Annotated in this window: 24 protein-coding genes and 1 pseudogene; 16 read left to right on the forward strand and 9 right to left on the reverse strand. The window is 71.0% G+C overall.

All coding sequences use genetic code 11. From position 1 onward, the window contains the following. Position 1: 1 nt before the first annotated feature. The 12 genes from ACH5AC_RS13900 (at position 2) to ACH5AC_RS13955 (ending at position 10,172) form a co-directional block, all read left to right on the forward strand. Positions 2-574, forward strand: coding sequence for a GNAT family N-acetyltransferase (locus ACH5AC_RS13900; protein ID WP_398861971.1), 573 nt, complete (start codon positions 2-4; stop codon positions 572-574). A gap of 167 nt (positions 575-741) precedes the next feature. After that, a complete protein-coding gene (locus tag ACH5AC_RS13905; RefSeq protein WP_310739661.1) occupies positions 742-825 on the forward strand; it encodes a putative leader peptide in 84 nt (27 codons plus the stop codon). Positions 826-979: 154 nt separating this feature from the next. Next, a complete protein-coding gene (locus ACH5AC_RS13910) occupies positions 980-2,677 on the forward strand; it encodes a nitrite/sulfite reductase (RefSeq protein ID WP_398861972.1) in 1,698 nt (565 codons plus the stop codon). Then, complete coding sequence (locus ACH5AC_RS13915; protein ID WP_398861973.1) at positions 2,674-2,853, forward strand: hypothetical protein; 180 nt, start codon at positions 2,674-2,676, stop codon at positions 2,851-2,853. The genes ACH5AC_RS13910 and ACH5AC_RS13915 overlap by 4 nt, the downstream gene beginning before the upstream one ends. After that, positions 2,850-3,557, forward strand: coding sequence for a phosphoadenylyl-sulfate reductase (locus ACH5AC_RS13920; RefSeq protein ID WP_398861974.1), 708 nt, complete (start codon positions 2,850-2,852; stop codon positions 3,555-3,557). Before ACH5AC_RS13915 ends, ACH5AC_RS13920 begins: the two co-directional genes overlap by 4 nt. A gap of 32 nt (positions 3,558-3,589) precedes the next feature. After that, a complete protein-coding gene (gene cysC / locus ACH5AC_RS13925; RefSeq protein WP_398861975.1) occupies positions 3,590-4,126 on the forward strand; it encodes an adenylyl-sulfate kinase in 537 nt (178 codons plus the stop codon). After that, positions 4,123-5,058, forward strand: a complete 936-nt coding sequence (cysD, locus tag ACH5AC_RS13930; protein WP_398861976.1) for a sulfate adenylyltransferase subunit CysD — start codon at positions 4,123-4,125, stop codon at positions 5,056-5,058. Before cysC ends, cysD begins: the two co-directional genes overlap by 4 nt. Before the next feature lie 2 nt (positions 5,059-5,060). Continuing rightward, positions 5,061-6,395, forward strand: coding sequence for a sulfate adenylyltransferase subunit 1 (locus ACH5AC_RS13935; RefSeq protein ID WP_398861977.1), 1,335 nt, complete (start codon positions 5,061-5,063; stop codon positions 6,393-6,395). Positions 6,396-6,600: 205 nt separating this feature from the next. Next, positions 6,601-7,707 (forward strand): ABC transporter substrate-binding protein, encoded by a 1,107-nt coding sequence (locus ACH5AC_RS13940; protein WP_398861978.1) that lies wholly within the window; start codon positions 6,601-6,603, stop codon positions 7,705-7,707. A 37-nt stretch (positions 7,708-7,744) separates the two neighbouring features. Then, entirely contained in the window at positions 7,745-8,530 is a 786-nt protein-coding gene (locus tag ACH5AC_RS13945; protein WP_398861979.1) for an ABC transporter ATP-binding protein, read from the forward strand. Next, the gene (locus tag ACH5AC_RS13950) at positions 8,517-9,425 is read left to right on the forward strand and encodes an ABC transporter permease (protein ID WP_398861980.1); all 909 of its coding nucleotides are present in this window, start codon (positions 8,517-8,519) and stop codon (positions 9,423-9,425) included. The genes ACH5AC_RS13945 and ACH5AC_RS13950 overlap by 14 nt, the downstream gene beginning before the upstream one ends. Positions 9,426-9,431: 6 nt before the next feature. After that, positions 9,432-10,172, forward strand: a complete 741-nt coding sequence (locus tag ACH5AC_RS13955; protein WP_398861981.1) for a sirohydrochlorin chelatase — start codon at positions 9,432-9,434, stop codon at positions 10,170-10,172. A 35-nt stretch (positions 10,173-10,207) separates the two neighbouring features. Here ACH5AC_RS13955 and ACH5AC_RS13960 read toward each other — a convergent pair whose 3' ends face one another. Both ACH5AC_RS13960 and ACH5AC_RS13965 read right to left on the reverse strand, forming a co-directional pair. Continuing rightward, on the reverse strand, positions 10,208-10,828 hold the full coding sequence (locus ACH5AC_RS13960; protein WP_398861982.1) for a DsbA family protein: 621 nt from the start codon (positions 10,826-10,828) through the stop codon (positions 10,208-10,210). 224 nt (positions 10,829-11,052) lie between these two features. Next, positions 11,053-12,057, reverse strand: a complete 1,005-nt coding sequence (locus tag ACH5AC_RS13965) for a ketopantoate reductase family protein (protein ID WP_398861983.1) — start codon at positions 12,055-12,057, stop codon at positions 11,053-11,055. Between the two features lie 57 nt (positions 12,058-12,114). Here ACH5AC_RS13965 and ACH5AC_RS13970 point away from each other — a divergent pair, with 57 nt between their 5' ends. Beyond that, positions 12,115-12,969 (forward strand): transglutaminase-like domain-containing protein, encoded by an 855-nt coding sequence (locus ACH5AC_RS13970; protein ID WP_398861984.1) that lies wholly within the window; start codon positions 12,115-12,117, stop codon positions 12,967-12,969. Here the strand turns inward: ACH5AC_RS13970 and ACH5AC_RS13975 are convergent. Together ACH5AC_RS13975 and ACH5AC_RS13980 are read right to left on the reverse strand one after the other, a co-directional pair. Then, on the reverse strand, positions 12,950-13,330 hold the full coding sequence (locus ACH5AC_RS13975; protein ID WP_398861985.1) for a DUF4440 domain-containing protein: 381 nt from the start codon (positions 13,328-13,330) through the stop codon (positions 12,950-12,952). The genes ACH5AC_RS13970 and ACH5AC_RS13975 overlap by 20 nt on opposite strands. After that, positions 13,323-13,871, reverse strand: coding sequence for a DUF1697 domain-containing protein (locus ACH5AC_RS13980; RefSeq protein WP_398861986.1), 549 nt, complete (start codon positions 13,869-13,871; stop codon positions 13,323-13,325). Before ACH5AC_RS13980 ends, ACH5AC_RS13975 begins: the two co-directional genes overlap by 8 nt. Positions 13,872-14,099: 228 nt before the next feature. Here ACH5AC_RS13980 and ACH5AC_RS13985 point away from each other — a divergent pair, with 228 nt between their 5' ends. Beyond that, entirely contained in the window at positions 14,100-16,355 is a 2,256-nt protein-coding gene (locus ACH5AC_RS13985) for an MMPL family transporter (RefSeq protein ID WP_398861987.1), read from the forward strand. A 64-nt stretch (positions 16,356-16,419) separates the two neighbouring features. Here ACH5AC_RS13985 and mgt read toward each other — a convergent pair. Beyond that, a pseudogene (gene mgt, locus ACH5AC_RS13990) lies at positions 16,420-17,677 on the reverse strand (macrolide-inactivating glycosyltransferase). Positions 17,678-17,763: 86 nt separating this feature from the next. On the opposite strand from mgt, the gene ACH5AC_RS13995 reads away from it, so the two are divergent. After that, positions 17,764-18,627 (forward strand): phosphotransferase enzyme family protein, encoded by an 864-nt coding sequence (locus tag ACH5AC_RS13995; RefSeq protein WP_398861988.1) that lies wholly within the window; start codon positions 17,764-17,766, stop codon positions 18,625-18,627. A gap of 91 nt (positions 18,628-18,718) precedes the next feature. Here the strand turns inward: ACH5AC_RS13995 and ACH5AC_RS14000 are convergent, their stop codons facing one another. The 4 genes from ACH5AC_RS14000 to ACH5AC_RS14015 form a co-directional block, all read right to left on the reverse strand. Further along, on the reverse strand, positions 18,719-19,441 hold the full coding sequence (locus tag ACH5AC_RS14000; protein WP_398861989.1) for a 3'-5' exonuclease: 723 nt from the start codon (positions 19,439-19,441) through the stop codon (positions 18,719-18,721). Between the two features lie 107 nt (positions 19,442-19,548). Continuing rightward, entirely contained in the window at positions 19,549-20,787 is a 1,239-nt protein-coding gene (locus ACH5AC_RS14005; protein WP_398861990.1) for an SAV2148 family HEPN domain-containing protein, read from the reverse strand. A gap of 107 nt (positions 20,788-20,894) precedes the next feature. Beyond that, positions 20,895-22,199 carry a copper amine oxidase gene (locus ACH5AC_RS14010; RefSeq protein ID WP_398861991.1) on the reverse strand — a complete coding sequence of 435 codons (1,305 nt, stop codon included), beginning with the start codon at positions 22,197-22,199 and terminating at the stop codon, positions 20,895-20,897. Between the two features lie 58 nt (positions 22,200-22,257). Continuing rightward, entirely contained in the window at positions 22,258-23,076 is an 819-nt protein-coding gene (locus tag ACH5AC_RS14015; RefSeq protein WP_398862219.1) for a Tat pathway signal sequence domain protein, read from the reverse strand. A gap of 191 nt (positions 23,077-23,267) precedes the next feature. Here ACH5AC_RS14015 and glgX point away from each other — a divergent pair, with 191 nt between their 5' ends. Beyond that, positions 23,268-25,370, forward strand: coding sequence for a glycogen debranching protein GlgX (gene glgX / locus ACH5AC_RS14020; protein WP_398861992.1), 2,103 nt, complete (start codon positions 23,268-23,270; stop codon positions 25,368-25,370). Positions 25,371-25,399: the final 29 nt, after the last annotated feature.

The following is a 25,399-nucleotide window of genomic DNA, read 5'->3' on the forward strand; positions in this document are numbered from 1 at the left end:
CATGGCAAACATCCCCGTGACCACCTGGTCCCTGGAGCAGACCGACCCGACCGACCTGCTGCCGGCCGCCGCACCCGACGGCGACGTCGTCATCACGCGTGCCGAGGTGCCCTCCCCCGAGTTCAGCCGGTTCCTGTACGCGTCCGTGGGCGGTGACGTCCGCTGGATCGACCGGCTGAGCTGGACGTACGAGCAGTGGCAGGAGCATCTGGCGCGTCCGGGGGTCGAGACCTGGGTGGCCTACGACCGGGGCACGCCCGCGGGGTACGTGGAGCTGACCCCCCGGGACGACGGGGTCGTGGAGATCGAGTACTTCGGGCTGATCCCGGCCTTCCGGGGCCGCCGCATCGGCGGGCATCTGCTGTCGTACGGCACCGCCCGCGCCTGGGACCTCGCGGACCGCTGGCCGGGACTGCCTCGGACCAAGCGGGTGTGGCTGCACACCTGCAGCCTGGACGGTGAGCACGCCATGGCGAACTACCAGCGGCGGGGCTTCCGGCTGTTCGACACCAAGGTGGAGGAGCAGCGGGAGGTGGCCGCTCCCGGCCCCTGGCCCGGCGCCCATCCTGCCTGACCATGGCGTCCACCCTGCTCGACCGCACCTACCCTGGCTGACCAGCACAGACAAGCCCCAGGTACGCCATGTGACCGACACCACCCTTGTCCCGCATGCCGGGACAAGGGTGTCCACATTTTGGACAAAGCTGGACTGTGTCCAGATCGCCGTGACACGCTTCCGTCATGCCTGGAACTGGAATTGCCTTGGTGAGTCGGCGGCACGTCGACCTCGGCCGCATGTCCAGCGCCATCTGTCCGGCGAGCTGACGCCCACAGCACCGCCGCACCCCCCGTCTTCGCCTCCCTGTGCGCGACGATGCGCACGGAACGCACCCGTGCGCCCGTATGCGCAGGTCAGAGCCGCTTTCCGACTGTTCACCAAGTCCTGACAGTCCCGACAGTCCCGAAGGACGTATTCACCATGGCCGCCACCCCGCAGAATCCTGCCGCCTCCGCGCCCCGCCGCAAGGTGAGCCGTCATCGCGGTGAGGGTCAGTGGGCAATGGGCCACTTCACCCCGCTCAACGGCAACGAGCAGTTCAAGAAGGACGACGACGGTCTCAATGTGCGGACACGCATTGAGACGATCTACTCCCAGCGCGGCTTCGACTCCATCGACCCCAACGACCTGCGCGGCCGGATGCGCTGGTGGGGCCTGTACACCCAGCGGCGCCCCGGCATCGACGGCGGCAAGACCGCCGTACTGGAGCCGGAGGAGCTGGACGACGAGTACTTCATGCTGCGCGTCCGCATCGACGGCGGCCGGCTCACCACCGAGCAGCTGCGGGTGATCGGCGAGATCTCGCAGGAGTTCGCGCGCGGCACCGCCGACATCACCGACCGGCAGAACGTCCAGTACCACTGGATCCGGATCGAGGACGTGCCCGAGATCTGGAACCGCCTGGAGGCGGTCGGCCTGTCCACCACCGAGGCGTGCGGTGACACGCCCCGCGTGATCATCGGCTCGCCGGTGGCCGGTATCGCCGAGGACGAGATCATCGACGGAACCCCGGCCATCGAGGAGATCCACCGCCGGATCATCGGCAACCAGGAGTTCTCCAACCTCCCCCGCAAGTTCAAGTCCGCGGTCTCCGGCTCGCCGCTGCTCGACGTGGCGCACGAGATCAACGACATCGCGTTCGTCGGCGTGAACCACCCCGAGCACGGCCCCGGCTTCGACCTCTGGGTCGGTGGCGGACTGTCCACCAACCCCAAGATCGGCGTCCGGCTCGGCGCCTGGGTGCCGCTGGACCAGGTGCCCGAGGTCTACGAGGGCGTCATCTCGATCTTCCGTGACTACGGCTACCGGCGGCTGCGCACCCGCGCCCGGCTGAAGTTCCTGGTCGCCGACTGGGGCGCGGAGAAGTTCCGTCAGGTCCTGGAGGACGAGTACCTGCGGCGCAAGCTGGTCGACGGCCCGGCGCCCGACCAGCCGGTCGCCCGCTGGCGCGACCACGTCGGTGTGCACCGGCAGAAGGACGGCCGGTTCTACGTCGGTTTCGCCCCGCGTGTCGGCCGCGTCGACGGCGCCACCCTCACCAAGATCGCCGAGCTGGCGGAGGCGCACGGCTCGGGCCGGGTCCGTACCACCGTCGAGCAGAAGATGATCATCCTCGATGTCGAGGAGGGCCAGGTCGACTCGCTCGTCGAGGGCCTTGAGGCGCTGGACCTCACCGCCAAGCCCTCCTCGTTCCGGCGCGGCACCATGGCCTGCACCGGCATCGAGTACTGCAAGCTCGCCATCGTCGAGACCAAGGCGCGCGGCGCCTCGCTGATCGACGAACTGGAGCGCCGCATCCCGGACTTCGACGAGCCGCTCACCATCAACATCAACGGCTGCCCGAACGCCTGCGCCCGTATCCAGGTCGCGGACATCGGTCTCAAGGGCCAGCTGGTCCTCGACGACAAGGGCGAGCAGGTCGAGGGCTACCAGGTGCACCTGGGCGGCGCGCTCGGCCTGGAGGCCGGCTTCGGCCGCAAGGTGCGCGGCCTGAAGGTGACGTCGGAGGAGCTGCCGGACTACATCGAGCGCGTGCTCAAGCGGTTCCAGGCCGAGCGCGAGGACGGCGAGCGGTTCGCCGCCTGGGTGGCCCGGGCCGGCGAGGAGTCGCTGTCGTGAGCGAGCGCGCGGCCCCCTTCTACTGCCCCTACTGCGGCGACGAGGACCTGCGACCCAGTGAACAGGGCCATGGCGCCTGGGAGTGCGCGGCCTGCAACCGCGCCTTCCAGCTGAAGTTCCTCGGGCTGCTCGCCCGGGGGCTGCGGCGAGCCGACAACGGAGTGGACCAGACATGACGACGGCTCAGAAAGAGCGTACCGACGACGAGTTGAAGGAGCTCGCCGAGCAGGCGGGCCGGGACCTGGAGGACGCCTCCGCGCTGGAGATCCTCCAGTGGGCGGTGGACACCTTCGGGACGTCCTTCTGTGTGACGTCCTCCATGGAGGACGCGGTGGTCGCCCACCTCGCCTCGCGCGTCCTGAAGGGCGTGGACGTGGTGTTCCTGGACACCGGCTACCACTTCCCCGAGACCATCGGCACCCGCGACGCGGTCGAGGCCGTGATGGACGTCAACGTCATCACCCTCACCCCACGCCGGACGGTCGCCGAACAGGACGCCGAGTACGGGCCGAAGCTGCACGACCGCGACCCCGACCTGTGCTGCTTCCTGCGCAAGGTCAAGCCCCTTCAGGAGGGCCTCGCCGGCTACCAGGCGTGGGCGACCGGGCTGCGCCGCGACGAGTCCCCGACCCGGGCGAACACCCCGGTCGTCGGCTGGGACGAGAAGCGGCGGAAGGTCAAGATCTCGCCGATCGCCCGCTGGACGCAGGACGACGTGGACGCGTACGTCGCCGAGCACGGTGTGCTGACCAACCCGCTGCTGATGGACGGCTACGCCTCCGTCGGCTGCGCCCCCTGCACCCGCCGGGTCCTTCAGGGCGAGGACGCGCGCGCCGGCCGCTGGGCGGGCCGGGCGAAGACCGAGTGCGGGCTGCACTGATGACGACCACTGACACTCATCTGGAGACTCACGTGACGAGCGGAGCCACCGTCTGGCTCACGGGTCTGCCGAGCGCCGGCAAGACCACCATCGCGTACGAGCTGGCCGGCCGGCTGCGCGCGGAGGGCCACCGCGTCGAGGTCCTCGACGGCGACGAGATCCGCGAGTTCATCTCGGCGGGCCTCGGCTTCAGCCGCGAGGACCGGCACACCAATGTGCAGCGCATCGGCTACCTCGCCGAACTGCTCGCCCGTAACGGCGTGAAGGCGCTCGTCCCGGTGATCGCGCCCTACGCGGACAGTCGTGACGCGGTGCGCAAGCGCCACCAGGAGGGCGGCACCGCCTACCTGGAGGTGCACGTGGCCACGCCGGTCGAGGTGTGCTCCGTACGCGATGTGAAGGGCCTGTACGCCAAGCAGGCGGCGGGCGAGCTCACCGGGCTCACCGGGGTCGACGACCCGTACGAGGAGCCCGAGACGCCCGATCTGCGCATCGAGTCGCAGAACCAGACCGTGCAGGAGTCCGCGGCGTCGCTCTTTGCGCTGCTCACCGAGAGGGGACTGGCATGACGACCGTCGCGACCGTCGACGAGGGCACGGACAGCCCGTACGCCCTGTCGCACCTGGACGCGCTGGAGTCCGAGGCGGTGCACATCTTCCGTGAGGTGGCGGGCGAGTTCGAGAAGCCGGTGATCCTGTTCTCCGGCGGCAAGGACTCCATCGTGATGCTGCACCTGGCGCTGAAGGCGTTCACGCCGGCGCCGGTGCCCTTCGCGCTGCTGCACGTCGACACCGGGCACAACTTCCCCGAGGTCATCGACTACCGCGACCGCGCGGTGGCGAAGCACGGGCTGCGGCTGCATGTCGCGTCCGTGCAGGACTACATCGACCGGGGGGTGCTCAAGGAGCGCCCCGACGGCACCCGCAACCCTCTGCAGACACTGCCGCTGACCGAGAAGATCCAGGCGGAGAAGTTCGACGCCGTCTTCGGCGGCGGGCGGCGCGACGAGGAGAAGGCGCGCGCCAAGGAGCGGGTGTTCTCGCTGCGCGACGAGTTCTCGCAGTGGGACCCGCGCAGACAGCGCCCCGAGCTGTGGAACCTCTACAACGGCCGGCACGCGCCCGGTGAGCACGTGCGCGTGTTCCCGCTCAGCAACTGGACCGAGCTGGACGTCTGGCAGTACATCGCCCGTGAGGGCATCGAACTGCCGGAGATCTACTTCGCGCACGAGCGTGACGTGTTCCGGCGCAACGGCATGTGGCTGACCGCCGGCGAGTGGGGCGGACCCCGCGAGAGCGAGGTCGTCGAGAAGCGGCTCATCCGCTACCGGACCGTCGGTGACATGTCCTGCACGGGTGCCGTCGACTCCGACGCGACCACGCTGGACGCCGTGATCGCCGAGATCGCCGCCTCCCGGCTCACCGAGCGCGGCGCCACCCGCGCCGACGACAAGCTCTCCGAGGCCGCGATGGAAGACCGCAAGCGCGAGGGGTACTTCTAGTCATGAGCACGATCACCGCCGAGGAGCTCTCGGCCACGACCCTGCTGCGGTTCGCCACCGCGGGCTCCGTCGACGACGGCAAGTCCACCCTGGTCGGCCGGCTGCTGCACGACTCCAAGTCGGTCCTCGCCGACCAGCTGGAGGCCGTGGAGCACGCCTCCCGCAACCGCGGCCAGGAGGCCCCCGACCTCGCACTGCTCACCGACGGCCTGCGCGCCGAGCGGGAGCAGGGCATCACCATCGACGTGGCCTACCGCTACTTCGCCACGCCCCGCCGCCGGTTCATCCTGGCCGACACCCCGGGGCATGTGCAGTACACGCGGAACATGGTCACCGGCGCGTCGACGGCCGAGCTGACGGTGATCCTGGTCGACGCCCGCAACGGTGTCGTCGAGCAGACCCGCCGGCACGCCGCGATCGCCGCGCTGCTGCGCGTCCCGCATGTCGTCCTGGCCGTCAACAAGATGGACCTCGTCGACTACCAGGAGTCCGTCTTCGCCGCGATCGCCGAGGAGTTCACGGCGTACGCGACCGAGCTGGGAGTCCCCGAGGTCACCGCGATCCCGATCTCGGCGCTGGAGGGCGACAACGTGGTGGAGCCGTCCTCCCACATGGACTGGTACGGCGGTCCGACCGTCCTGGAGCACCTGGAGACCGTCCCGGTCAGCCACGACCTGGCGCACTGCCACGCGCGGCTGCCCGTGCAGTACGTGATCCGGCCGCAGACCGCCGAGCACCCCGACTACCGGGGGTACGCGGGGCAGATCGCCGCGGGTACGCTCCGTGTCGGCGAGGACGTGACGATCCTGCCGTCGGGCCGGACCACGAAGATCACCGGGATCGATCTGCTGGGCAAGCCGGTCGACGTCGCCTGGACCACGCAGTCGGTGACGGTGCTGCTGGCGGACGACATCGACGTCTCGCGGGGCGATCTGATCGTGCCCAGCAAGGACGCGCCCGCGACCACCCAGGACGTCGAGGCCACGGTCTGCCATGTCGCCGACGCCCCGCTGACCGTCGGCCACCGGGTGCTGCTCAAGCACGGCACCCGCACGGTCAAGGCGATCGTCAAGGACATCCCGTCCCGGCTCACCCTCGACGACCTCTCCCTGCACCCGCACCCGGGGCGGCTCGTCGCCAACGACATCGGCCGGGTGAAGATCCGCACCGCCGAGCCGCTGCCGGTCGACTCCTACGCCGACTCCCGCCGCACCGGCTCGTTCATCCTGATCGACCCCGCCGACGGCACCACGCTCACCGCCGGCATGGTCGGCGAGTCCTTCGCCTCCCCCGAGCCCGTCAAGGACGCGGCCGAGGACGACGGTTGGGACTTCTGAGATGAGGTCGGGCGACTACTACTCGACGTTCGCGAAGGAGGGGGGCCGCGTCGGCAGCGGCGTCCTGGGAAGCGGGCAGGGCGGAGTGACGCGATGTGCGCGATGACGTACGACCGCTGCTCCCGCCATCGCCGAAAACGCCCCGCCGACCTCCCGGCCACGGCCTGAAGCCGTGACCGCCGGGCCACCGAGAGGAACCCCTCCCGTGCCTGCCACACCCGTCCTGCGCCGAACGCTCGCGGTCCTCGCCGTGCTCCCGCTGCTCGCCCTCGCCGCGTGCGGTTACGGCTCCCAGGCCGCCGACAGTTCCGCGCGGCAGCAGGTCGTCGCGGGGGCGGCGAGGATCGACGGACTCGACTCCGTGAAGATCGGCTACTTCGGCAACCTCACCCACGGGACGGCGCTGGTCGCGCACCACCAGGGCTTCTTCCAGAAGGCGCTCGGCGGCACCGAGGCCAAGTACCAGGTGTTCAACGCGGGTCCCTCCGAGATCGAGGCCCTCAACTCGGGCTCCATCGACATCGGCTGGATCGGTCCGTCCCCGGCGATCAACGGCTACACCCGGTCCGAGGGCAGGAACCTGCGGATCATCGGCGGTTCGGCGTCCGGCGGGGTGAAGCTGGTGGTGAACCCGGAGAAGATCAGGTCCGTCGCGGACGTCAGGGGCAGGAAGATCGCCACCCCGCAGCTCGGCAACACCCAGGACGTGGCGTTCCTCCACTGGATCGCCGAGCAGGGCTGGAACGTCGACCCGCAGAGCGGCAAGGGCGACGTGTCGGTGGTCCGCACCGACAACAAGATCACGCCCGACGCCTACAGGTCCGGTTCCATCGACGGCGCCTGGGTGCCCGAGCCGACCGCGTCGAAGCTGGTCGCCGAGGGCGCGAAGGTGCTGCTGGACGAGTCCGACCTGTGGCCCGACAAGAAGTTCGTGATCACGAACATCATCGTGTCGCAGAAGTTCCTCAAGGAGCACCCGAAGGCCGTCGAGGCGGTGCTGAAGGCGTCCGTCGAGACCAACCGGTGGATCAACGCCCACCCGGACGAGGCGAAGGCCGCGGCGAACGCGCAGATCGAGGCGGACGCGGGCAAGGCACTGCCGGCCGACGTCCTCGACCCGGCGTGGGAGTCCATCCTGTTCACCGACGATCCGCTGGCCGCGACGCTCAGGACCCAGGCGGGCCACGCCGTGCAGGCGGGTCTGCTGGAGGCCCCTGAGCTGGCCGGCATCTACGACCTCGCTCTTCTCAACCAGGTCCTGAACGCGGCGGGCGAGCCCGCCGTCGACGACGCCGGCCTCGGTGTCCGGTAAGCCCCCGATTCCCGAACGTTTCCAGGAGGTGACGACCATGGCCACCGCGACCATCCAGGCCGAGGGCGCCGCGGCAGTCGAGTACGCCGCCCGTATCGACCACGTCTCGAAGTCCTTCACCGGGCCCGCCGGGCAGCAGCTCGTCCTCGACGACATCTCCCTGGATGTCGCGCCGGGCGAGTTCGTCACCCTGCTGGGGGCCTCCGGCTGCGGCAAGTCGACGCTGCTCAACCTGGTGGCGGGCCTCGACAAGCCGTCCCTGGGGAACATCACGACCGACGGCCGGCCGGCGCTGATGTTCCAGGAGCACGCCCTGTTCCCGTGGCTGACCGCGGGCAAGAACATCGAACTCGCCCTGAAGCTCAGGGGGGTCGCGAAGGGCGAGCGGCGCGGCCGCGCCGAGGAGCTGCTGGAACTGGTCCGGCTGAAGGGCTCGTACGGCAAGCGGGTGCACGAGCTGTCCGGCGGAATGCGCCAGCGTGTTGCGATGGCCCGGGCGCTCGCCCAGGACAGCAACCTGCTGCTGATGGACGAGCCGTTCGCGGCGCTGGACGCGATCACCCGGGACGTGCTGCACGACGAGCTGACCCGGATCTGGGCGGAGACCGGACTGTCGGTGCTGTTCGTCACGCACAACGTGCGGGAGGCGGTGCGGCTGGCGCAGCGCGTGGTGCTGCTGTCCTCGCGGCCGGGCCGGGTGGCCCGCGAGTGGCGGGTGGACATCCCGCAGCCGCGCCGCATCGAGGACGCGCCGGTGGCCGAACTGTCCCGAGAGATCACCGAAGTACTGCGTGGGGAGATCCGCCGTCATGGCCAGCACTGAGACCACCGACCCGACGGCTGCCGGGAAGGACAGCGCCGAGCTGGGCGGTCTGGAGGCGGGCCTGGACGCCCTGGAGACGTCGGCGACGAGCAGCCGTACGCCGTTCCGGAAGACCTTCGTCGACAAGATCCTTCCGCCGGTCGTCGCCGTCGCGGTCGTCCTGGTGGTCTGGCAGGCGCTGATCTCCTTCCGGATCGTCGACGACCCGACCAAGCTGCCGTCGCCGGCCGACGTCGGCGCGGAGTTCCGCGAGGCGTGGCTGCAGGGCACGCTCCACGAGTACATCTGGACCAGCGTCTCGCGGGGTCTGCTGGGCTTCCTGCTGGCGCTGGCCATCGGCACCCCGCTGGGGCTGCTGGTGGCGCGGGTGAAGTTCGTGCGCGCGGCGATCGGGCCGATCCTGTCCGGTCTGCAGTCGCTGCCGTCGGTGGCGTGGGTGCCGCCGGCGGTGATCTGGCTGGGCCTGAACAACTCGATGATGTACGCGGTGATCCTGCTCGGCGCGGTGCCGTCCATCGCCAACGGCCTGGTGTCCGGCATCGACCAGGTGCCGCCGCTGTTCCTGCGGGCGGGCCGCACGATGGGCGCGACCGGGCTGAAGGGTGCCTGGCACATCGTCATGCCGGCCGCGCTGCCCGGCTACCTGGGCGGGCTGAAACAGGGCTGGGCGTTCTCCTGGCGGTCCTTGATGGCGGCGGAGATCATCGCCTCCTCCCCCGACCTCGGCATCGGCCTGGGCGCGCTGCTGGAGAACGGGCGCAACGCCAGCTCGATGGCGATGGTGTTCGAGGCGATCATCATGATCCTGTTCGTCGGTATCGCGATCGACCTGCTGATCTTCAGCCCGCTGGAGCGGTGGGTGCTGCGCAGCCGCGGTCTGCTGGCGAGGAGCTGAACGCCCATGCACGGACAGCCGGTCCTTCTCGTCATCGCGCACGGCAGCCGCGACCCGCGGCACGCCGCGACCGTGCACGCCCTGGTGGAGCGGGTCCGCGCGCAGCGGCCCGGCCTGCGCGTGGAGACCGGCTTCCTCGACTTCAACGTCCCTTCCGTGCAGGGCGTGCTGGAGTCGCTGGCGGCCGAGGGCGTCCAGGACGTCGTGGCACTCCCCCTGCTGCTGACGCGCGCGTTCCACGCCAAGGCGGACATCCCGGCGGTGCTGCGGGAGGCGCCGGTGCGGCTGCGGATCCGGCAGGCCGAGGTGCTCGGCCCGTCGCCGCTGCTGCTGTCCGCGCTCGAACGCCGCCTGTACGAGGCCGGGTTGAGCCCGGCCGACAAGTCCTCGACCGGGGTCGCACTGGCCTCGGCGGGGTCCACCGACCCGGAGGCGATCGCGGTGATCGCAGCAATCGCGCGGGAGTGGCGGCACACCGGTTGGTGCGCCGTGCGACCCGCGTTCGCCTCCGCGTCCCTGCCCCGCACCGAGGACGCCGTACGCGAGCTGCGCGACCTCGGCTGCGAGCGGGTCGCGGTCGCGCCGTACGTCCTGGCGCCCGGTTTTCTCCCGGACCGTATCGCGCGCGGCGCGGCCGACGCCGATGTCCTGGCCGACGTCCTGGGCCCCGCCCCGGAGGTCGCGCGGCTGCTGCTGCGCCGCTACGACTCGGCGTGCGTACCGCTGGCGGCGGCGGTGGGCGCCTGACGACACAGCGCGGTGGCGGGGGGAGCCGACGACCCTCATGTGAAGGTCAGGCTCCCGGTCCGTGTCCGCTTCAGTTCGAAGAAGTCGGGGTGTACGGCCAGCACCCGGAAGGCGTCGAAGAGTTCGGCCGCCCGCTCACCGCGCGGAACGGCCCGCAGCACCGGCCCGAACCACACGGTGCCGTCGACATGGATCGTCGGCGTGCCGACGTAGCCGCCCGACTCCGGTTCCACGCCCGCGTCGTGGCTGCGGCGCAGGACTGCGTCGTACGACGTGTCGTGCGCGGCGGCGATCAGGTCGGCGGACAGGCCGAGTTCGGCGAGGGACTCGGTGATCACCGCGTCGAAGTCCTTGATGCCCCGTTCGTGGATGCGAGTGCCGAACGCGGTGTAGAGATCGCGCAGCACCTTCTCGCCGTACCGCTCCGCCGCGGCCGCCGCCACCCGCGCCGGGCCGACCGACCTGTCGACCAGGTCGCGGTACCAGTCGGGGAGTTCGTTGCCGAGGTTGTGCAGGTACAGACTCATGGCGTGGAAGCGGAGGTCGAGCGGCCGGTGCCGTTCGACCTCCAGCAGCCAGCGTGAGGTGATCCAGGCGAAGGGGCAGGCGGCGTCGAACCAGAAGTCGACCCGAGCGGGCTCTGCGGTGTGCGTCATGCCGTCCACGTTAGGCCGGGATCGGGTCCGTCCCACGGCCCAATCATGGACTGTTTCAGTGGCCCACTCATGCTTGCGGTCGTGGGTCCCTGCCGCTCTGCGCCAGTGCTCGCTCGAACGTGGTGGCGTCCTCCCAGACCGCCGGGTCCGCCCAGGCCGCGACCGCGCGGTCCAGCTGGGCGGCGTACGCCTCGGCTGAAGAAACGCGACACCACGCCAGGGGCTCAGCCCGCTGCGTCGGCGAGCCGCACCAGCTCCGCCACCGGCATCTCCCCCGGCCGGCGCCGCTCGCGCGCGAACGCGTTGGCGAGCCGCTGCAGCAGTTCGTTCAGCGGGGTGGGTACGCCGTGCAGCCGGCCCAGCAGGACGATCTCGCCGTTGAGGTGGTCCGCCTCGATGGTGCCGGTGCCGCGGCTGAGCGACTGCCACGAGGAGCCGCCGCCGCGCGGCGCACCCTCCAGCGGCACCAGGGTCACCTTGTCGCCGCGGACCCGCCGCTGTTCCTCGGCGCTCGCGTACGGGATCCCGGCCGCGTCGAGGACCCGCTCGCCCTCGGCCCGCAGCCGGGCGTACAGCGCCCGCGCGTCGTCGCTGTCCACGGGTCCGGTCACCGCCTCCAGGGCGTTGCCGAGGTTGCTCAGCAGCTTGGCGTACTGCCAGCGCGCCACGTCCGCGACCACAGGCGCCTCGAAGGGTGCCTTCTCCAGGTCGGCGGCGATTCGGCGGGCGGTGTCGTCCACGCCGTGCGGATGGCGGCCGAGGTGGAGGACGCCGGTCAGGGGCGCGCCGGCGGCGGAGACGACTCCGGGTTCGACATGGGTGCAGGGCAGCCAGACGCAGACGGCGTAGACGTGCCGGAAGCGGCGCAGGGCGAGGCGCTGGCTCTCCACGCCGTTCTGCGCGCACACCAGCGGCAGCAGCTCGGCGGCCGTGCCGCCGCCGGCGACCGGCACGGGGGCCCACGCCCGCAGCGCCGCCTCGCTGTCCTGTGTCTTCACCGCCAGGACGATGACGTCGTCCCGGCGCAGCTCACCGAGGCCGTCCGGCCCCTCGACCACGGGCAGCCGGTACGTCAGCTCGCCCTCGGGGACCCTGAGGCGCAGCCCGCCGTCCCGCAGGGCCGCGTGGTGCGCGCCGCGCGCGACGAGCACGACCTCCTGCCCGGCCCCCGCCAGCCGCCCGCCGACGGTGCCGCCGACCGCTCCCGCTCCGATGATGATGTAACGCATGGGGGAACCCTCGCACAGCTTGACCTTGCCCCTGGGGCAGGCCCGAGGGTCGACGCCATGGACGACCACTACCTGAAGCAGACGCCGTACAGCGACCCGGGCGACCTCGACGTCACCGGTCTGCCCCGTGACCCACGTCGACTCGCCGACGCCGTACGAGGGCTGATGTTCCATCGGATGGAGGGGGACCGGCTCGGGCACACCGTCCCCGAGGAGCGGCTCCACCACGACGCCGAGTCCCGGTACGTCAGGGAGATCCTGCGGATCCTGAGTGAGCGCGGGGACGGTCCGCTGACCGAACCGCGGCCGTACGACGAGCGGTTCGTCGGGACGTGCCGGGACTTCTCGCTCCTGCTGTGCTCCCTGCTGCGGGCCACCGGAACGCCGGCCCGGCTGCGGGGCGGCTTCGGCACGTACTTCGTCGAGGGCTTCCACGACGATCACTGGGTGACGGAATATCAGCTGCCCGACGGGGGCCAGCGGTTGGCCGACGCGCAGGTGAACGCCGGTTTCTACGACGTGCCCTTCGACCCGCTGGACGTGCCGCGCGACCGGTTCGTGGTGGCGGGGCAGGCGTGGCGGGCGTGCCGGGCCGGGGAGGCGGATCCGGAGTCGTTCGGGGTGTGGGTGCGACCGGAGCTGCGGGGCATGCCGCTCGTCCTGCGCAGCGTCGTGCTGGACCTGGCGGCCTGCAACGGCACCGAGCCGCTGCCCTGGGACGGCTGGGGCCTGGCCGGTCTGAGCCAGGGCGCGCCGACCGAGGACGACATCGCCCTGATCGACGCCGTGGCCGCCGCGACCGACGAGGAGGCCGCGCGCCTCCATGCCGACCCGCGGCTCGCCGTACCCGGGGAGATCCTCTCCCTGGCGCCCTACCTCGGTCTGCGGAAGGTCACGCTTCCGCGGGGCTGAACGGCGTCGCCTGGTGGAAGTACAGCCGCCAGGTGCCGTCCTCCTCCGTGCGCCGCCACAGGGAGCTGCGGTGCGCGTGCCGGCCGTTGTACTCGGTGTCGAAGGTGAGGTGCACCAGGCCGGGTGCCAGCTCGACGCCGGTCATCCGGCGGGCGGTGATCGGGCGCTCGTCGTCGGCGGCGGCGTCGGCCATGGACGCGACGATCGAGGCGCGGTCCCAGCGCCGCCCGGAGGCGCCGAACTCCAGGAAGTCGGGGTGCAGCAGCTGCTCGGTCAGGTCGCGTGAGCGACGTACGGCCGGGTCGAGGAGCCGCAGCTCACTCTCGACCGCGGCCGCCACGGCCAGGGTGCGCTCAGTCATCGGTCATCTCCACGAGCTTGACGACGGTGTTCCAGTTGCGGGTGGTGGCGATCAGCCCCTGGGTCAGGCGGGGGCGGGAGAGGGCGTCGGCGAGTTGGGAGCGGCCGAGGCCCTCGGGGACGTACAGGTAGAGGGCGCGGTCGCCGAGCCGGTAGTCCTCGGGGGCGTACGCGGCCGGGTCGACCGAGGCGAAGCGGGCGGCGTCGACGGGCGCGGAGAAGTAGGTGACGTGCAGCTGTTTCGGTTCCAGGTCGGCGGCCGGGAACGGACAGGCGTCGGCGACCGTCTTCAGATACGCGTGGTCGCGGACGATCACGTCGACGGAGAAGCCGAAGTGTTCCTCGATCGCCTGTGCCAGCTCCGCGGCGAGGGAGTCCTCGTCGCCGTGGTCGGCGGTGAAGACGGCCTGGCCGCTCTGCAGATAGGTGCGGACCCCGACATGCCCGAGGTCCTCCATCAGGGTGCGCAGGGCGGCCATCGGCAGTTTCCTGTTGCCGCCCACGTTGATGCCGCGCAGGAGTGCCGCGTAGGTGGTCGTCATGTGATCACTCTAGGCGACCGTCCGGCCCTGATCGCGGTCCCCGAGTTCCCCCGATAGATGTAAGGGGCCGTTGTCCTACCCAGCGGTGAGACGGCGGACTCCGAGGGGAGGACCCGGGCGCCCACCGGTTCACCGGACAGTACGACGAGATGCTTTTATCCGCCCCATACCTTCGATTCAACAGTGGCGGCAGGGGGCCGCCACAGCAGACGAGGGGGCAAGCCCGTCATGGGGAACCAGGAAACGCGGGTGCGGGGTTTCGCCGCCCGGGCCGGCGGCTGGAGCGCGCGGCACCGATGGGCGGCCGTCGGCATCTGGGTGCTGTTCGTCGTCCTGGCGATGGGGCTCGGTTCGGCGGCGGGCCGGGTCGACGTCAAGGACAGCGACCAGCTCAAGGGCGAGACGCACACCGCCGCGAAGATCATCGAGGACGCCGGGATCGACGAGCCGGCCAGTGAGACGGTCCTCATCCAGGCCAAGGGGAAACTGAAGGCCACGGACGCCGAGTTCCGGCAGGCCGTCGACGCGGTCATGAAGGCCGTCGACGCGACCGGCCGGGTCGCCGACGTGACCTCGCCGTACGACGCGCAGACCATCTCCGAGGACGGGCGCAGCGCGCTGGTGCAGTTCGACATGCGCGGTGAGTCGGACACCGCCGGGGAGCGGGTCGAGCCGGTCCTGAAGGCGGTCGAGGGGGTGCAGAAGGAGTACGCCGACACGCTGCGGATCGAGGAGATCGGCGGCGCCAGCATGATGAAGACGTTCGACGACGCGTTCGGGGACGACTTCCAGAAGGCCGAGTACTCCGCGGTGCCGGTCGCCCTCGGCATTCTGCTCATCGCCTTCGGCGCCCTGGTGGCGGCGCTGCTGCCGGTCCTGCTGGCGATCACCGCGATCATGGCCACGATGGGTCTGATGGGCGTCGTCAGCCATGTGATGCCGATGAGCGACACCGCCAACTCGGTGATGCTGCTGGTCGGTCTGGCCGTCGGCGTCGACTACTGCCTGTTCTATCTGCGCCGCGAGCGTGAGGAGCGGGCGGCCGGCCGGGACGCGCAGACCGCTCTGCGGATCGCCGCGGCGACCAGTGGCCGCGCGATCGTCGTCTCGGGTGTCACGGTGTGTGTGGCGATGGCGGGCATGCTGTTCACCGGGCTCGCCGAGTTCGAGGCGATGGGCCTGGCGTCGCTGATGGTCGTCGCCGTCGCCATGGTCGGCTCGGTGACCGTGCTGCCGGCGCTGCTGTCGCTGCTGGGCGAGCGGGTGGAGAAGGGGCGCCTGCCGTTCCTGAAGCGGCGGGCCGGCAAGGGCGAGAGCGGCAGCCGGTTCTGGTCGGCCGTGCTGAAGGGCGTGCTCGCCCGGCCGGTCGCCTCGGTCGTCGTCGCGGCCGGCACGCTGCTGGCGATCGCCGCGCCCGCGCTCGGCATGAAGACCCAGAACCTCACGCTGGACCAGGAGTTCGGCGACTCGCTGCCCATCGTGCAGACGTACAACCGGGTCAACGAGGCGTTCCCCGGCGGCTCGGAGCCGGCCGAGGTGATCGTCAAGGCGAAGGACATCAACGCGCCGGAGGTGCGGTCCGCCCTCGCCGGCTTCCGTGAGCGGGCGGTCAGTTCGGGCGCCTCACGCGGCCCGGTCGAGATCAAGCTGCACGACGCGCAGAACATCGCCTTCGTCTATGTGCCGCTGGTCGGCGGCTCGGACCTGGACAAGGCGGGCGAGAGCCTGGAGAAGCTGCGCGACGAGGTGCGGCCGGCCACGCTCGGCAAGGTCGACGGTGTCGAGGCGCCGATCACCGGTCAGGTCGCCGGTTCGAAGGACTTCAACGACCAGCTGGTCGGCTCCGTCGTCCCGGTGTTCGTGTTCGTGGTCGTCTTCGCCTTCGTGCTGATGCTGCTGTCCTTCCGGTCGCTGACCGTCGCGCTCACCTCGATCGTGCTGAACCTGCTGTCGGTGGGCGCCGCGTACGGCATCCTCGTGGCGGTCTTCCAGCACGGCTGGGGCGCCTCGCTGGTGGGCGCGGAGGGTGTCGGCGCGATCGTCACCTGGCTGCCGCTGTTCCTCTTCGTGATCCTGTTCGGCCTGTCGATGGACTACCACGTGTTCGTGGTCTCGCGGATCCGCGAGGCGCGGCTGCGGGGCCGTACGACGAAGGACGCGATCGCCCATGGTGTGGTCACCACGGCCGGGGTGGTCACCAGCGCCGCCGTCATCATGGTCGCCGTGTTCGCGATCTTCGGCACGCTGTCGATGCAGTCGATGAAGCAGATGGGCGTCGGCCTCGCGGCCGCGGTGCTGATCGACGCGACCGTGATCCGGGGTGTGCTGCTCCCGGCGGTGATGGCGCTGCTGGGCGAGCGCAACTGGTACCTGCCGAAGTGGCTGCACCGGCTGCCGGACCTCACGCACGACGAGGCGCCGGAGGCCGTGACGGACGGGAGCGACCGGGCGCGGGACGACGAGGGTGAGCGGGTCGGCGTCTGAGGCGTCACCCGAAGAGGTTCAGGGCCCGTTGGCGACCGGGGAGCCAACGGGCCCTGGACCGTCCCTAGCGGCTGGGCAGTTCGCCCTCGATGAGGTCGGCGGCGCGGCGGGTGCCGCCCTCCTGGGCCATCTCCGCCCGGATGCCGTCCAGTCGGCGGGCGACCTCGGGGTCGTCCACGAGGGCGAGGGCCGCGGTGCGCAGGGCCTCGGCGGTGGCCTCCTCGGTGGGGAGGTGCCGGGCGACGCCGAGGGCCTCAAGCATGTCCGCGTTGCCGAACTGGTCCACGGCCTGCGGTACGGCGATCATCGGGGTGGCCGTGGCCAGCCCCTCCTGGCTGCCGCCGGCGCCGGCGTGCGTGACGAACAGGTCGGCCTCCCTGAGGACGGCGAGCTGCGGGACCCAGTCCCGTACCTCGGCGTTCGGCGGTACGTCGCCCAGCTCGGCGGGGTCGACATGCCGGCCGATCTGGAGCACCAGGTGCCAGCCGGGCAGGTCGCCGAACGCCTTCACGCACTCCCGGTAGAACTCCGGCTGCTTGGTGAAGGACGAGCCGAGCGAGACGAGCACCACCTTCTCGGCGTCGGCGGGCCGCTGCCAGGCGCCCTCCGCGGCGCGGTCGCCCTGGCAGGCGCCGACGAAGGTGTACACGCTGTCGTCGACACGGTCGGCGTTCGGCTGCAGCGCCCTCGGGATGAGGACGAGGGAGCGGTCGGGGCGGCCGACGAAGTCGTCGTGGTGCAGGGTGATGCCGTTCTCCGTCAGCCACCCGTGGAAGCGGTCGAAGTAGCGCCGGCCGCGCTCGGAGGTGCGGGCCTCGGCCCACAGCCCGGCGGCCACCTCCTCCTCGTAGCCCTCCCAGGCGACGAGGTTCGGCGAGAGGGAGATCGCCGGGACGCCCCAGCGGTGGGCGAGGACGCGGGCCGGATAGGCGGTGATGTCGTGCAGGACGAGGTCGGGTTCGTCGCCCTCGTACGCCTCGACGAGCTGGGGCAGCGCCTGGATCGCGTCCTCCATGAACGGCTCCACGTTGTCCAGGAGGGTGCTGCCCCACGCCTCCGGGTCGGCGTCGGGGCCGGGCAGCGTCGAGTACCACGGCTTCGGCTCCGCCCCGGTCCCGGCGACCTTCTCCGCGAACAGCGGCGGAATGGCGTACGTGACCCGGTGCCCGCGCGCCACCAGCTCGCGGATCACCTCCAGGCTGGGGTTCACGTGGCCGTGGGCGGCGATGGAGAACATGGCGATGTGAGCGGGACTGGTCATGCCGTCGACAGTAAACGAGACGATACGTCTCGTGCAATGTCGTTTTCTGACGTCGGGCCACAGACCCTTCTCACCTGGTCTCACCTGGGCGAATGCGAAACTGGCCGTCGCTGGACGGGCCGGGTGACGACGACAGGGAGGCGGGCGATGGACGAGGCGCGGGCGCGGGAGGTTCTGGCCGGGGCGGGGGTGTTGCCGGGGGCGGTCGGGGACGTGCGGCTGCTCGCCCTCGGGGAGAACGCGGTGTTCGCGGCCGGGGATCTGGTCGTGAAGGTGGGTCGGGACGCCGAGTTGCTGCAGCGGGCGCGGCGGGAGCTGGCGGTCGCGCGGTGGCTGGCCGAGGCGGGCGTGCCCGCGGTTCGCGCGGCCGGTGAGGAGCCGCTGCTGGTGGCGGGGCACCCGGTGACGGTGTGGCACCGGCTGCCCGATCCGGTACGGCCCGCCGAGCCACGGGATCTGGCCGGACTGCTGCGGGCGGTGCACGCCCTGCCCGCGCCGCCCTTCGGGCTGCCGCCGCGCGATCTGCTCGCCGGGGTGGAGCGCTGGCTGCGGCTCGCGGGTGAGGCGATCGACCGGGCGGACGCGGCGTATCTGCGGGAGCGCCGGGACGGCTTCGCGGCGGCGGCCGCCGCGCTCACGCCGCGCCTGCCGGCCGGGCCGATCCATGGCGACGCCCTGCCGCGCAATGTGCACATCGGGCCCGACGGGCCGGTCCTGGTCGACCTGGAGACGTTCTCCTGCGACCTGCGCGAGCACGACCTCGTGGTGATGGCCCTCTCCCACGACCGCTACGGGCTGCCGACCGAGGCGTACGAGTCCTTCACGAAGACGTACGGCTGGGACGTGCGGGAGTGGGAGGGCTGTGCGGTGCTGCGCGGCGCCCGGGAGACGGCCAGCTGCGCCTGGGTGGCCCAGCACGCGCCGAGCAGTCCGAAGGCGCGGGCCGAGTTCGAGCGCAGGGTGGCGTCACTGCGGGAGGGCGACGAGCGGGTGCGGTGGTATCCGTTCTGAGCGGTGCGCCGTAGCGGCCGAGGCGGCAGGTGGGCGGACCGGATGATCCTGACAGCCGCCGCCGACATCGCGGACCCCGCCCCCGCACCCCTTACACCACTTCGTCCGCCAACTCCCGCACCGGCCACACCCCGTCGACCACCGCTTCCGCGTTCCCCTTGCGGCGCAGGAAGTTCTGGAAGTCCGCCGCCCACTCGGCGTACCACTCGATCTGCCGACGGTGCAGCTCCGCCGGGCCGAGCGCGGCGACCTTGGGATGGCGGGCGGCTATCGCGCCGGCGAGGCGGGCCGCGGCGAGGGCGTCGGCGCAGGCGTCGTGGGCGGAGTCCAGGGCGATGCCGTATTCGGCGCAGACGGCTTCCAGGTTGCGCTTGCCGCGGCGGTAGCGGTCGGCCCAGCGGTCGATGGTGTACGGGTCGACGACGGGCGCGGGGTCGAGGCCGCCGAGGCGCTCACGCAGGGACGGCAGGCCGTGCCGGTGGAGCTCGGCGGAGAGCAGGGTGAGGTCGAAGGTGGCGTTGTACGCGACGACCGGTACGCCCGTCTTCCAGTAGCCCACGAGGACGTCGGCGACGGCGTCGGCGACCTCGTCGGCCGGGCGGCCCTCGGCGGCCGCGCGCTCGTTGCTGATGCCGTGCACCGCGACGGCGTCCGCCGGGATCTCCACTCCCGGATCTGCCAGCCACTCCCCGTGGCCGAGCACCTGCCCGTCCCTGACCTCGATCACGGCCGCCGTCACGATGCGCGCCTCACGCGGATCGGTGCCGGTCGTCTCCAGGTCGAAGCCGATCAGCAGCTCCCGGTGCCAGGCCATGGTGGCCCCCCTTCTTGGTGGTGCTTCCCCCAGTGGCCTCCACCTTCGCATGCGCCACTGACAATCAGAGGATCGCCTTCCGCTTGTACCCCCGATCGGAGGGACGTTCAGGACACCGGTCGCGAATCCACCCAACCCAGCTCGAACTCCTCGCGATATGCCGCGAAGAGCCCCCCTTCGTCCACCTCGTCCGACTTGACCACCCGGTTGCCGTTGCGCAGGACCAGCACGGGCGCCTCCATCCCGCGCATGCGCCGCAGATAGGACTGCACCACCCCGACGCCGTCCGAGCCGTCGCCGTCGACGAGATAAGCGGCGAAGCGGGGCGTCTCGTCGTACACCTGGATCTGGAAGGCACCCGGGTCGCGCAGCCGGGAGCGGACCCGGCGCATGTGCAGGATGTTCATCTCCACCGCCCGGCTCAGCTCGCCCCGCTTGATGCCGAGCTCGCGCTCACGCCGCTTGACGGCACTGGAGGCGGGGTTGAGGAACAGCAGCCGCACCCGGCAGCCGGCGTCGGCGAGGCGGACCAGGCGGCGGCCGGAGAAGTTCTGCACGAGCAGGTTGAGGCCGATGCCGATGGCGTCGATGCGGCGGGCCCCGTCGAAGATGTCCTCGGCGGGGAACTGCCGCAGCAGCCGCACCCGGTCGGGGTGGACGGCGACCACGTCCGCGTACCGGTCCCCGACGAGGTCCTCCACGGCGTCGACCGGCATCCGGCGCGCGGACGGCACGTCACCGCCGGTGCCGAGCATCTCCAGCAGCCGCGCGGAGGCCCGCTCGGCCTGGTTCAGCACGGCCTCGGACAGCGCCCGGTTGCGGGAGACCACATTGCGGGTGACCTCCAGTTCGTCCAGGGCGAGTTCGAGGTCACGGCGGTCGTCGAAGTACGGCTGGAAGCAGGGCCAGTGCTGCACCATCAGTTCGCGCAGCTGAGGCAGGGTCAGGAAGGAGATGACATTGTCGTCGGCAGGGTCGAGCAAGTAGCCCTTGCGGCGGCTGACTTCACGGACGGCGACGGCGCGCTGCACCCACTCCTGTCCGGCGGGTCCGGCCGCGGCGACCACCCAGTCGTCGCTGTGGACGGGTTCGTAGACCGGTCGCAGAACAGCCGCCACGACGGCACGCAGCCGCTGTTCGACGAGGTTGAGCCAGATGTAGGCCCGGCCGGCCCGCTGTGCGCGGGTGCGCACCTCTCGCCATGCCTGGGCGTCCCAGTCCAACTCCGGTCCGATGGCCCCCGTCTCCATCGGCCGGGCCAGGGACACCGTCCCGGGCGGGACGTCTGCGGAGCCCCCCTCGTGACCCTCGTCACCAGGGGGCAGCTCCAGCCCTCCCGAGCCCACCCAAGCACCGCCTTCCGCTCCCCCGAGCCGTCCCCGTCTCAACGATCAAGGAAGGGTACTCCGCGAGCGGTGGGCGGTGCAGCCGGATGCACAGGGTCGTTGCTCAACTACTCGAGATCCACCTGGCCGTTCTGTCCGGCGAGGGCGGGAGGAGTGAGCGGATTCATAGCGGTGAGGTCACGCGGGGCGATGGCGAAGCCCTGCCAGTGGACCGGCATGGGCTGCTGGTCCTCGTCGCGCGCGATGTGGTGGAAGCCGACGTTCACCCAGACCACGGGGTGGGTCAGGGTCTGCCCGTCGACCCACTTGTCGACGGAGTTGCCGTGTCCCGGCCCGCAGTTGAGGGGGTTGTTGTTGGCGTACTGCTCGCACTTGTCGTACTGGGTGAAGTAGACGTCGTGCCGGGTGAAGGGACGCCCCGGGTACTTGGCGGAGACGCCGGGGACGATCTCGTACGAGCGCGGGTGGCCGTCCTTGTTCTTGCCGGCCGCGCTGACCACGCGCCACCAGCGCATGTTCTTGGCGTCACCGGCGAGTTCCTTGGTGACGGGGGTGCGGGTGGTCTTCGCGGTGGGCCCCTGCTCACCGGAGGCGGGCGGGCTGACCACCGAGTCGTACTGCTCGACCTTCGTCCGGGAGGAGCCGTCGAGGCCGAAGTCGAGCCGCCAGAAGACGTTGTGGCTGTGGCTGGTGGCGTAGGACTTGGCGCCCTTGCCGATGGGCCAGCCGCGGCCGTCGCCGGCGTCGTAGTCGAAGGGCGAGAGGCTGCCGGTGGCGCCGACGTTCATGTTGACCATGCCGTCGTCGGAGAAGCGCCACTCGGTGATGTACTCGTACCAGCCGACCTTGTTGACGGTGTAGACGAGCAGGTCCTTGCCCTGCGCCTGGTACGCCCTGTCGCCGGTGTCGGCCTGCATGCGGTACGCGTGGCCGCGGGTACGGGTCGTGGTGCACAGGCCCTTGACGTTCGGGTGGTCGGGGTCGAACGCCTCGGGGACCTTCACCGTTCTGATGGTGCCGCCGGGGCACTCGGCGGGGGCCAGGTTCACCAGGCCGGAGCCGAAGTTGTAGTCGGTGATGTCGTTGTACTCGTTCGAGCCGTCGTCGTACGGCACGTGGATCTGGGCCAGTTTGGCGCTGTTGAGGACCTTGATCGGGCGGACGCCGGGCGGCTGGTAGGTGACGTTGTGCAGGATCAGCCCGGACTTCGCCTCGTAGCGCCAGCACATCCGCCAGGTGGTGCCGGAGGTGAGTTTCTGCTCGATGCGGTACTGGGTGCCGCAGCCCCAGACGATCGGGTTGGGCGCCGCCTTCGGCTGGGCGCCGGCCGGTCCCGCACCGGCCGTCAGCGCGGCCAGCGACAGGGCCACGGCCGCTCCCCGGCGGGCGCGGCTGATGGTGTTCACGCGCATGAGGACATGACTCCTTGGCAGGAGAGGGGTCGGAAAAGTGGATGGATGGCGGAGTGGGTCATCCCGTGAGCCGGACGACCTTGCGGGCGCTGAGGTCGATCACCAGGGACCGGGCGTCGATCCAGGGACCGTTCTTCACCTTCGGCAGCAGGCGCGCGCAGCGGTGCTCGCCGCACTTGTCGAGCGCGGCCGGCTGGGCGCCGGGCACGCCCCGGTAGACCATGCTGGCGAGCAGCAGCTGGTCCGGTGAGGTGAGAGCGGTGCCGGTCGCGTCCTTGTAGTCCGCCTTCAGGCCCGCGCCGAGCGGGTCGGCGATCAGCAGCCGGGCCGCCTCGGTCTGCTCCTCGCGGCTCAGCGGCGGCTGGACGCCCTTCTGGGTCGCGGTCGACTCGACCTTGCCGGTGTCGAGGTTGACCGTCTTGGTGACGAGCGTGTCGCTCTTGTAGTCGTAGAAGCTCACGTCCGCGCGGCGCGGCGCGTCCGGGTCGTCGACCTCTCCTGCCTCGGGCGCGGCCAGCTCGACTCCGAGGCTCTGCGGGCCGCGGTCCCCCTCGACGTCCTCACCGCCGACGAGCAGCCGCCGGTCGAGCGCTATCCGCTCGACCCGCTCCGACTCGCCGTCGGTCAGCGGGTCGCCGCCGTCACCCCGCGCGCCCTCGTCGGGTGCCGGTGCGACGACGCCCGGCGCGACCGCCGCGCCCTGCTCCCCTCCGGCCGCCTGTGGCGCGGCGCTGCCCGCGCCGCGTTTGTCCCCCGGCTCGTCGTCCGCCCCCGCCGTGCCCGGGAGGGTGATCCCGACCATCAGAGCCGTACCGGCCACCGCAATGGCCGTACCCGCCACCACCTTTCCCAGGTGGCGGCGCACCGTTTTGCGCACCATGTCCCCCTACTCCCCCTTAGTCCCCGGGAGTATGTGTCTGCCCCACTGGTTCGGCACATGCCGTACGACGGCCTGCGCACTGGTCGCTCGGTAAGAGGGGTGACAGCCGGGGGTGGTTCCCTCACTTTCGGGGAGACTCGGGGTCAAGGCGCCCCCGGTGGCGCGGGACACCTGAAAGAGTCGTATCCATGCAGGTCTGGCCAGGAGAGGCGTATCCCCTCGGCGCCACGTACGACGGCGCCGGCACGAACTTCGCGGTCTTCACGGAGGCCGCGGACCGAGTAGAGCTGTGTCTGCTGCACGACGACGGCTCGGAGACGGCGGTGGAACTGCGCGAGAGCGACGCGTTCGTCCGGCACGCGTACCTGCCGGGCATCATGCCCGGGCAGCGCTACGGCTACCGGGTGCACGGCCCCTACGACCCCGGCCGCGGGCTGCGCTGCAACTCGGCGAAGCTGCTCCTCGACCCGTACGCGAAGGCGATCAGCGGCTCCGTCCGGTGGGGCGAGGAGGTCTACGGCTACCACTTCGACGCCCCCGACCGGCGCAACGACCTCGACTCGGCGCCGCACACCATGACCTCGGTCGTGGTCAACCCGTACTTCGACTGGGGTGACGACCGGCCGCCACGCATCGACTACCACCACACGGTGATCTACGAGGCGCATGTGAAGGGCCTGACGATGCGCCATCCGGGGCTCCCGGAGGAACTGCGCGGCACGTACGCGGCCCTCGCCCACCCGGCGATCATCGAACATCTGACGGAGCTCGGGGTGACGGCTCTGGAGCTGATGCCCGTACACCAGTTCGTCAATGATCATCGGCTCGTGGACATGGGGCTGAGCAACTACTGGGGCTACAACACCATCGGGTTCTTCGCCCCGCACAACGCGTACGCCTCCTGGGGCGACCGCGGGCAGCAGGTGCTGGAGTTCAAGTCGGCGGTGCGGGCGCTGCACGAGGCGGGCATCGAGGTCATCCTCGACGTGGTCTACAACCACACCGCCGAGGGCAACCACCTGGGCCCGACGCTGTCCTTCCGGGGCATCGACAACCCGCGCTACTACCGGCTCACCGACGACCGGCGCTACTACATGGACACCACGGGCACCGGGAACTCCCTGCTCATGCGGTCCCCGCACGTCCTGCAGATGATCATGGACTCGCTGCGGTACTGGGTCCTGGAGATGCATGTCGACGGCTTCCGCTTCGACCTCGCGGCGACCCTGGCGCGGCAGTTCCACGAGGTGGACCGGCTGTCGTCGTTCTTCGACCTGGTGCAGCAGGACCCGGTCGTCTCCCAGGTGAAGCTGATCGCCGAACCGTGGGACGTCGGCGAGGGCGGCTACCAGGTGGGCAACTTCCCGCCCCTGTGGACCGAATGGAACGGCAAGTACCGCGACACCGTGCGCGACCTGTGGCGGGGCGAGCCGCGCACCCTCGCGGAGTTCGCGTCGCGGCTGACCGGGTCCTCCGACCTCTACCAGGACGACGGGCGGCGCCCGCTGGCCTCCATCAACTTCGTGACCTGCCACGACGGGTTCACGCTGCACGACCTGGTCTCCTACAACGAGAAGCACAACCACGCGAACGGGGAGGACAACCGGGACGGGGAGAGCCACAACCGGTCGTGGAACTGCGGGGCCGAGGGCGAGACCGACGATCCCGGCGTGCTGTCGCTGCGCGCCCGTCAGATGCGGAACTTCGTCGCCACCCTGATGCTGTCCCAGGGGGTGCCGATGATCAGCCACGGGGATGAGTTCGGGCGCACCCAGAAGGGCAACAACAACGCGTACTGCCAGGACAGCGAGCTGGCGTGGGTGGAGTGGCCGGAGGGCGGCAGCGAGCTGCTGGACTTCACGCGCGCGCTGGTGTGGCTGCGCAAGGAGCATCCCGTCCTGCGGCGGCGGCGGTTCTTCCACGGGCGGCCCGTGGAGGGGACCCATGACGATCTGTCCGACATCGCCTGGTTCACCCCGCAGGGGCGGGAGATGACCCAGCGGGACTGGGACTCGGCTCCGGCGTCGGCGCTGACGGTGTTCCTCAACGGCAACGCGATCTCCGAGCCGGGGGCTCGGGGGGAGCGGGTGGTCGACGACTCGTTTCTGCTGATGTTCAACGCGTCGCCGAGGGAGTTGGACTTCGTGGTGCCGGTGGATCATGGGCGGCTTTGGCATGTCGTGGTGGACACGGAGGCTCCGCGGGTGCTGGAGGAGGGCGTGAAGGTGGAGGCCGGGGACCGGTTGACGTTGGTCGATCGGAGTCTGGTGGTGTTGCGGAGGCCGGCGTAGCACCGCCGTCGGGGGTGCGGGGTGTCGGC

This window comes from Streptomyces sp. NPDC018693, assembly GCF_044391385.1.
Lineage (GTDB): Bacteria > Actinomycetota > Actinomycetes > Streptomycetales > Streptomycetaceae > Streptomyces.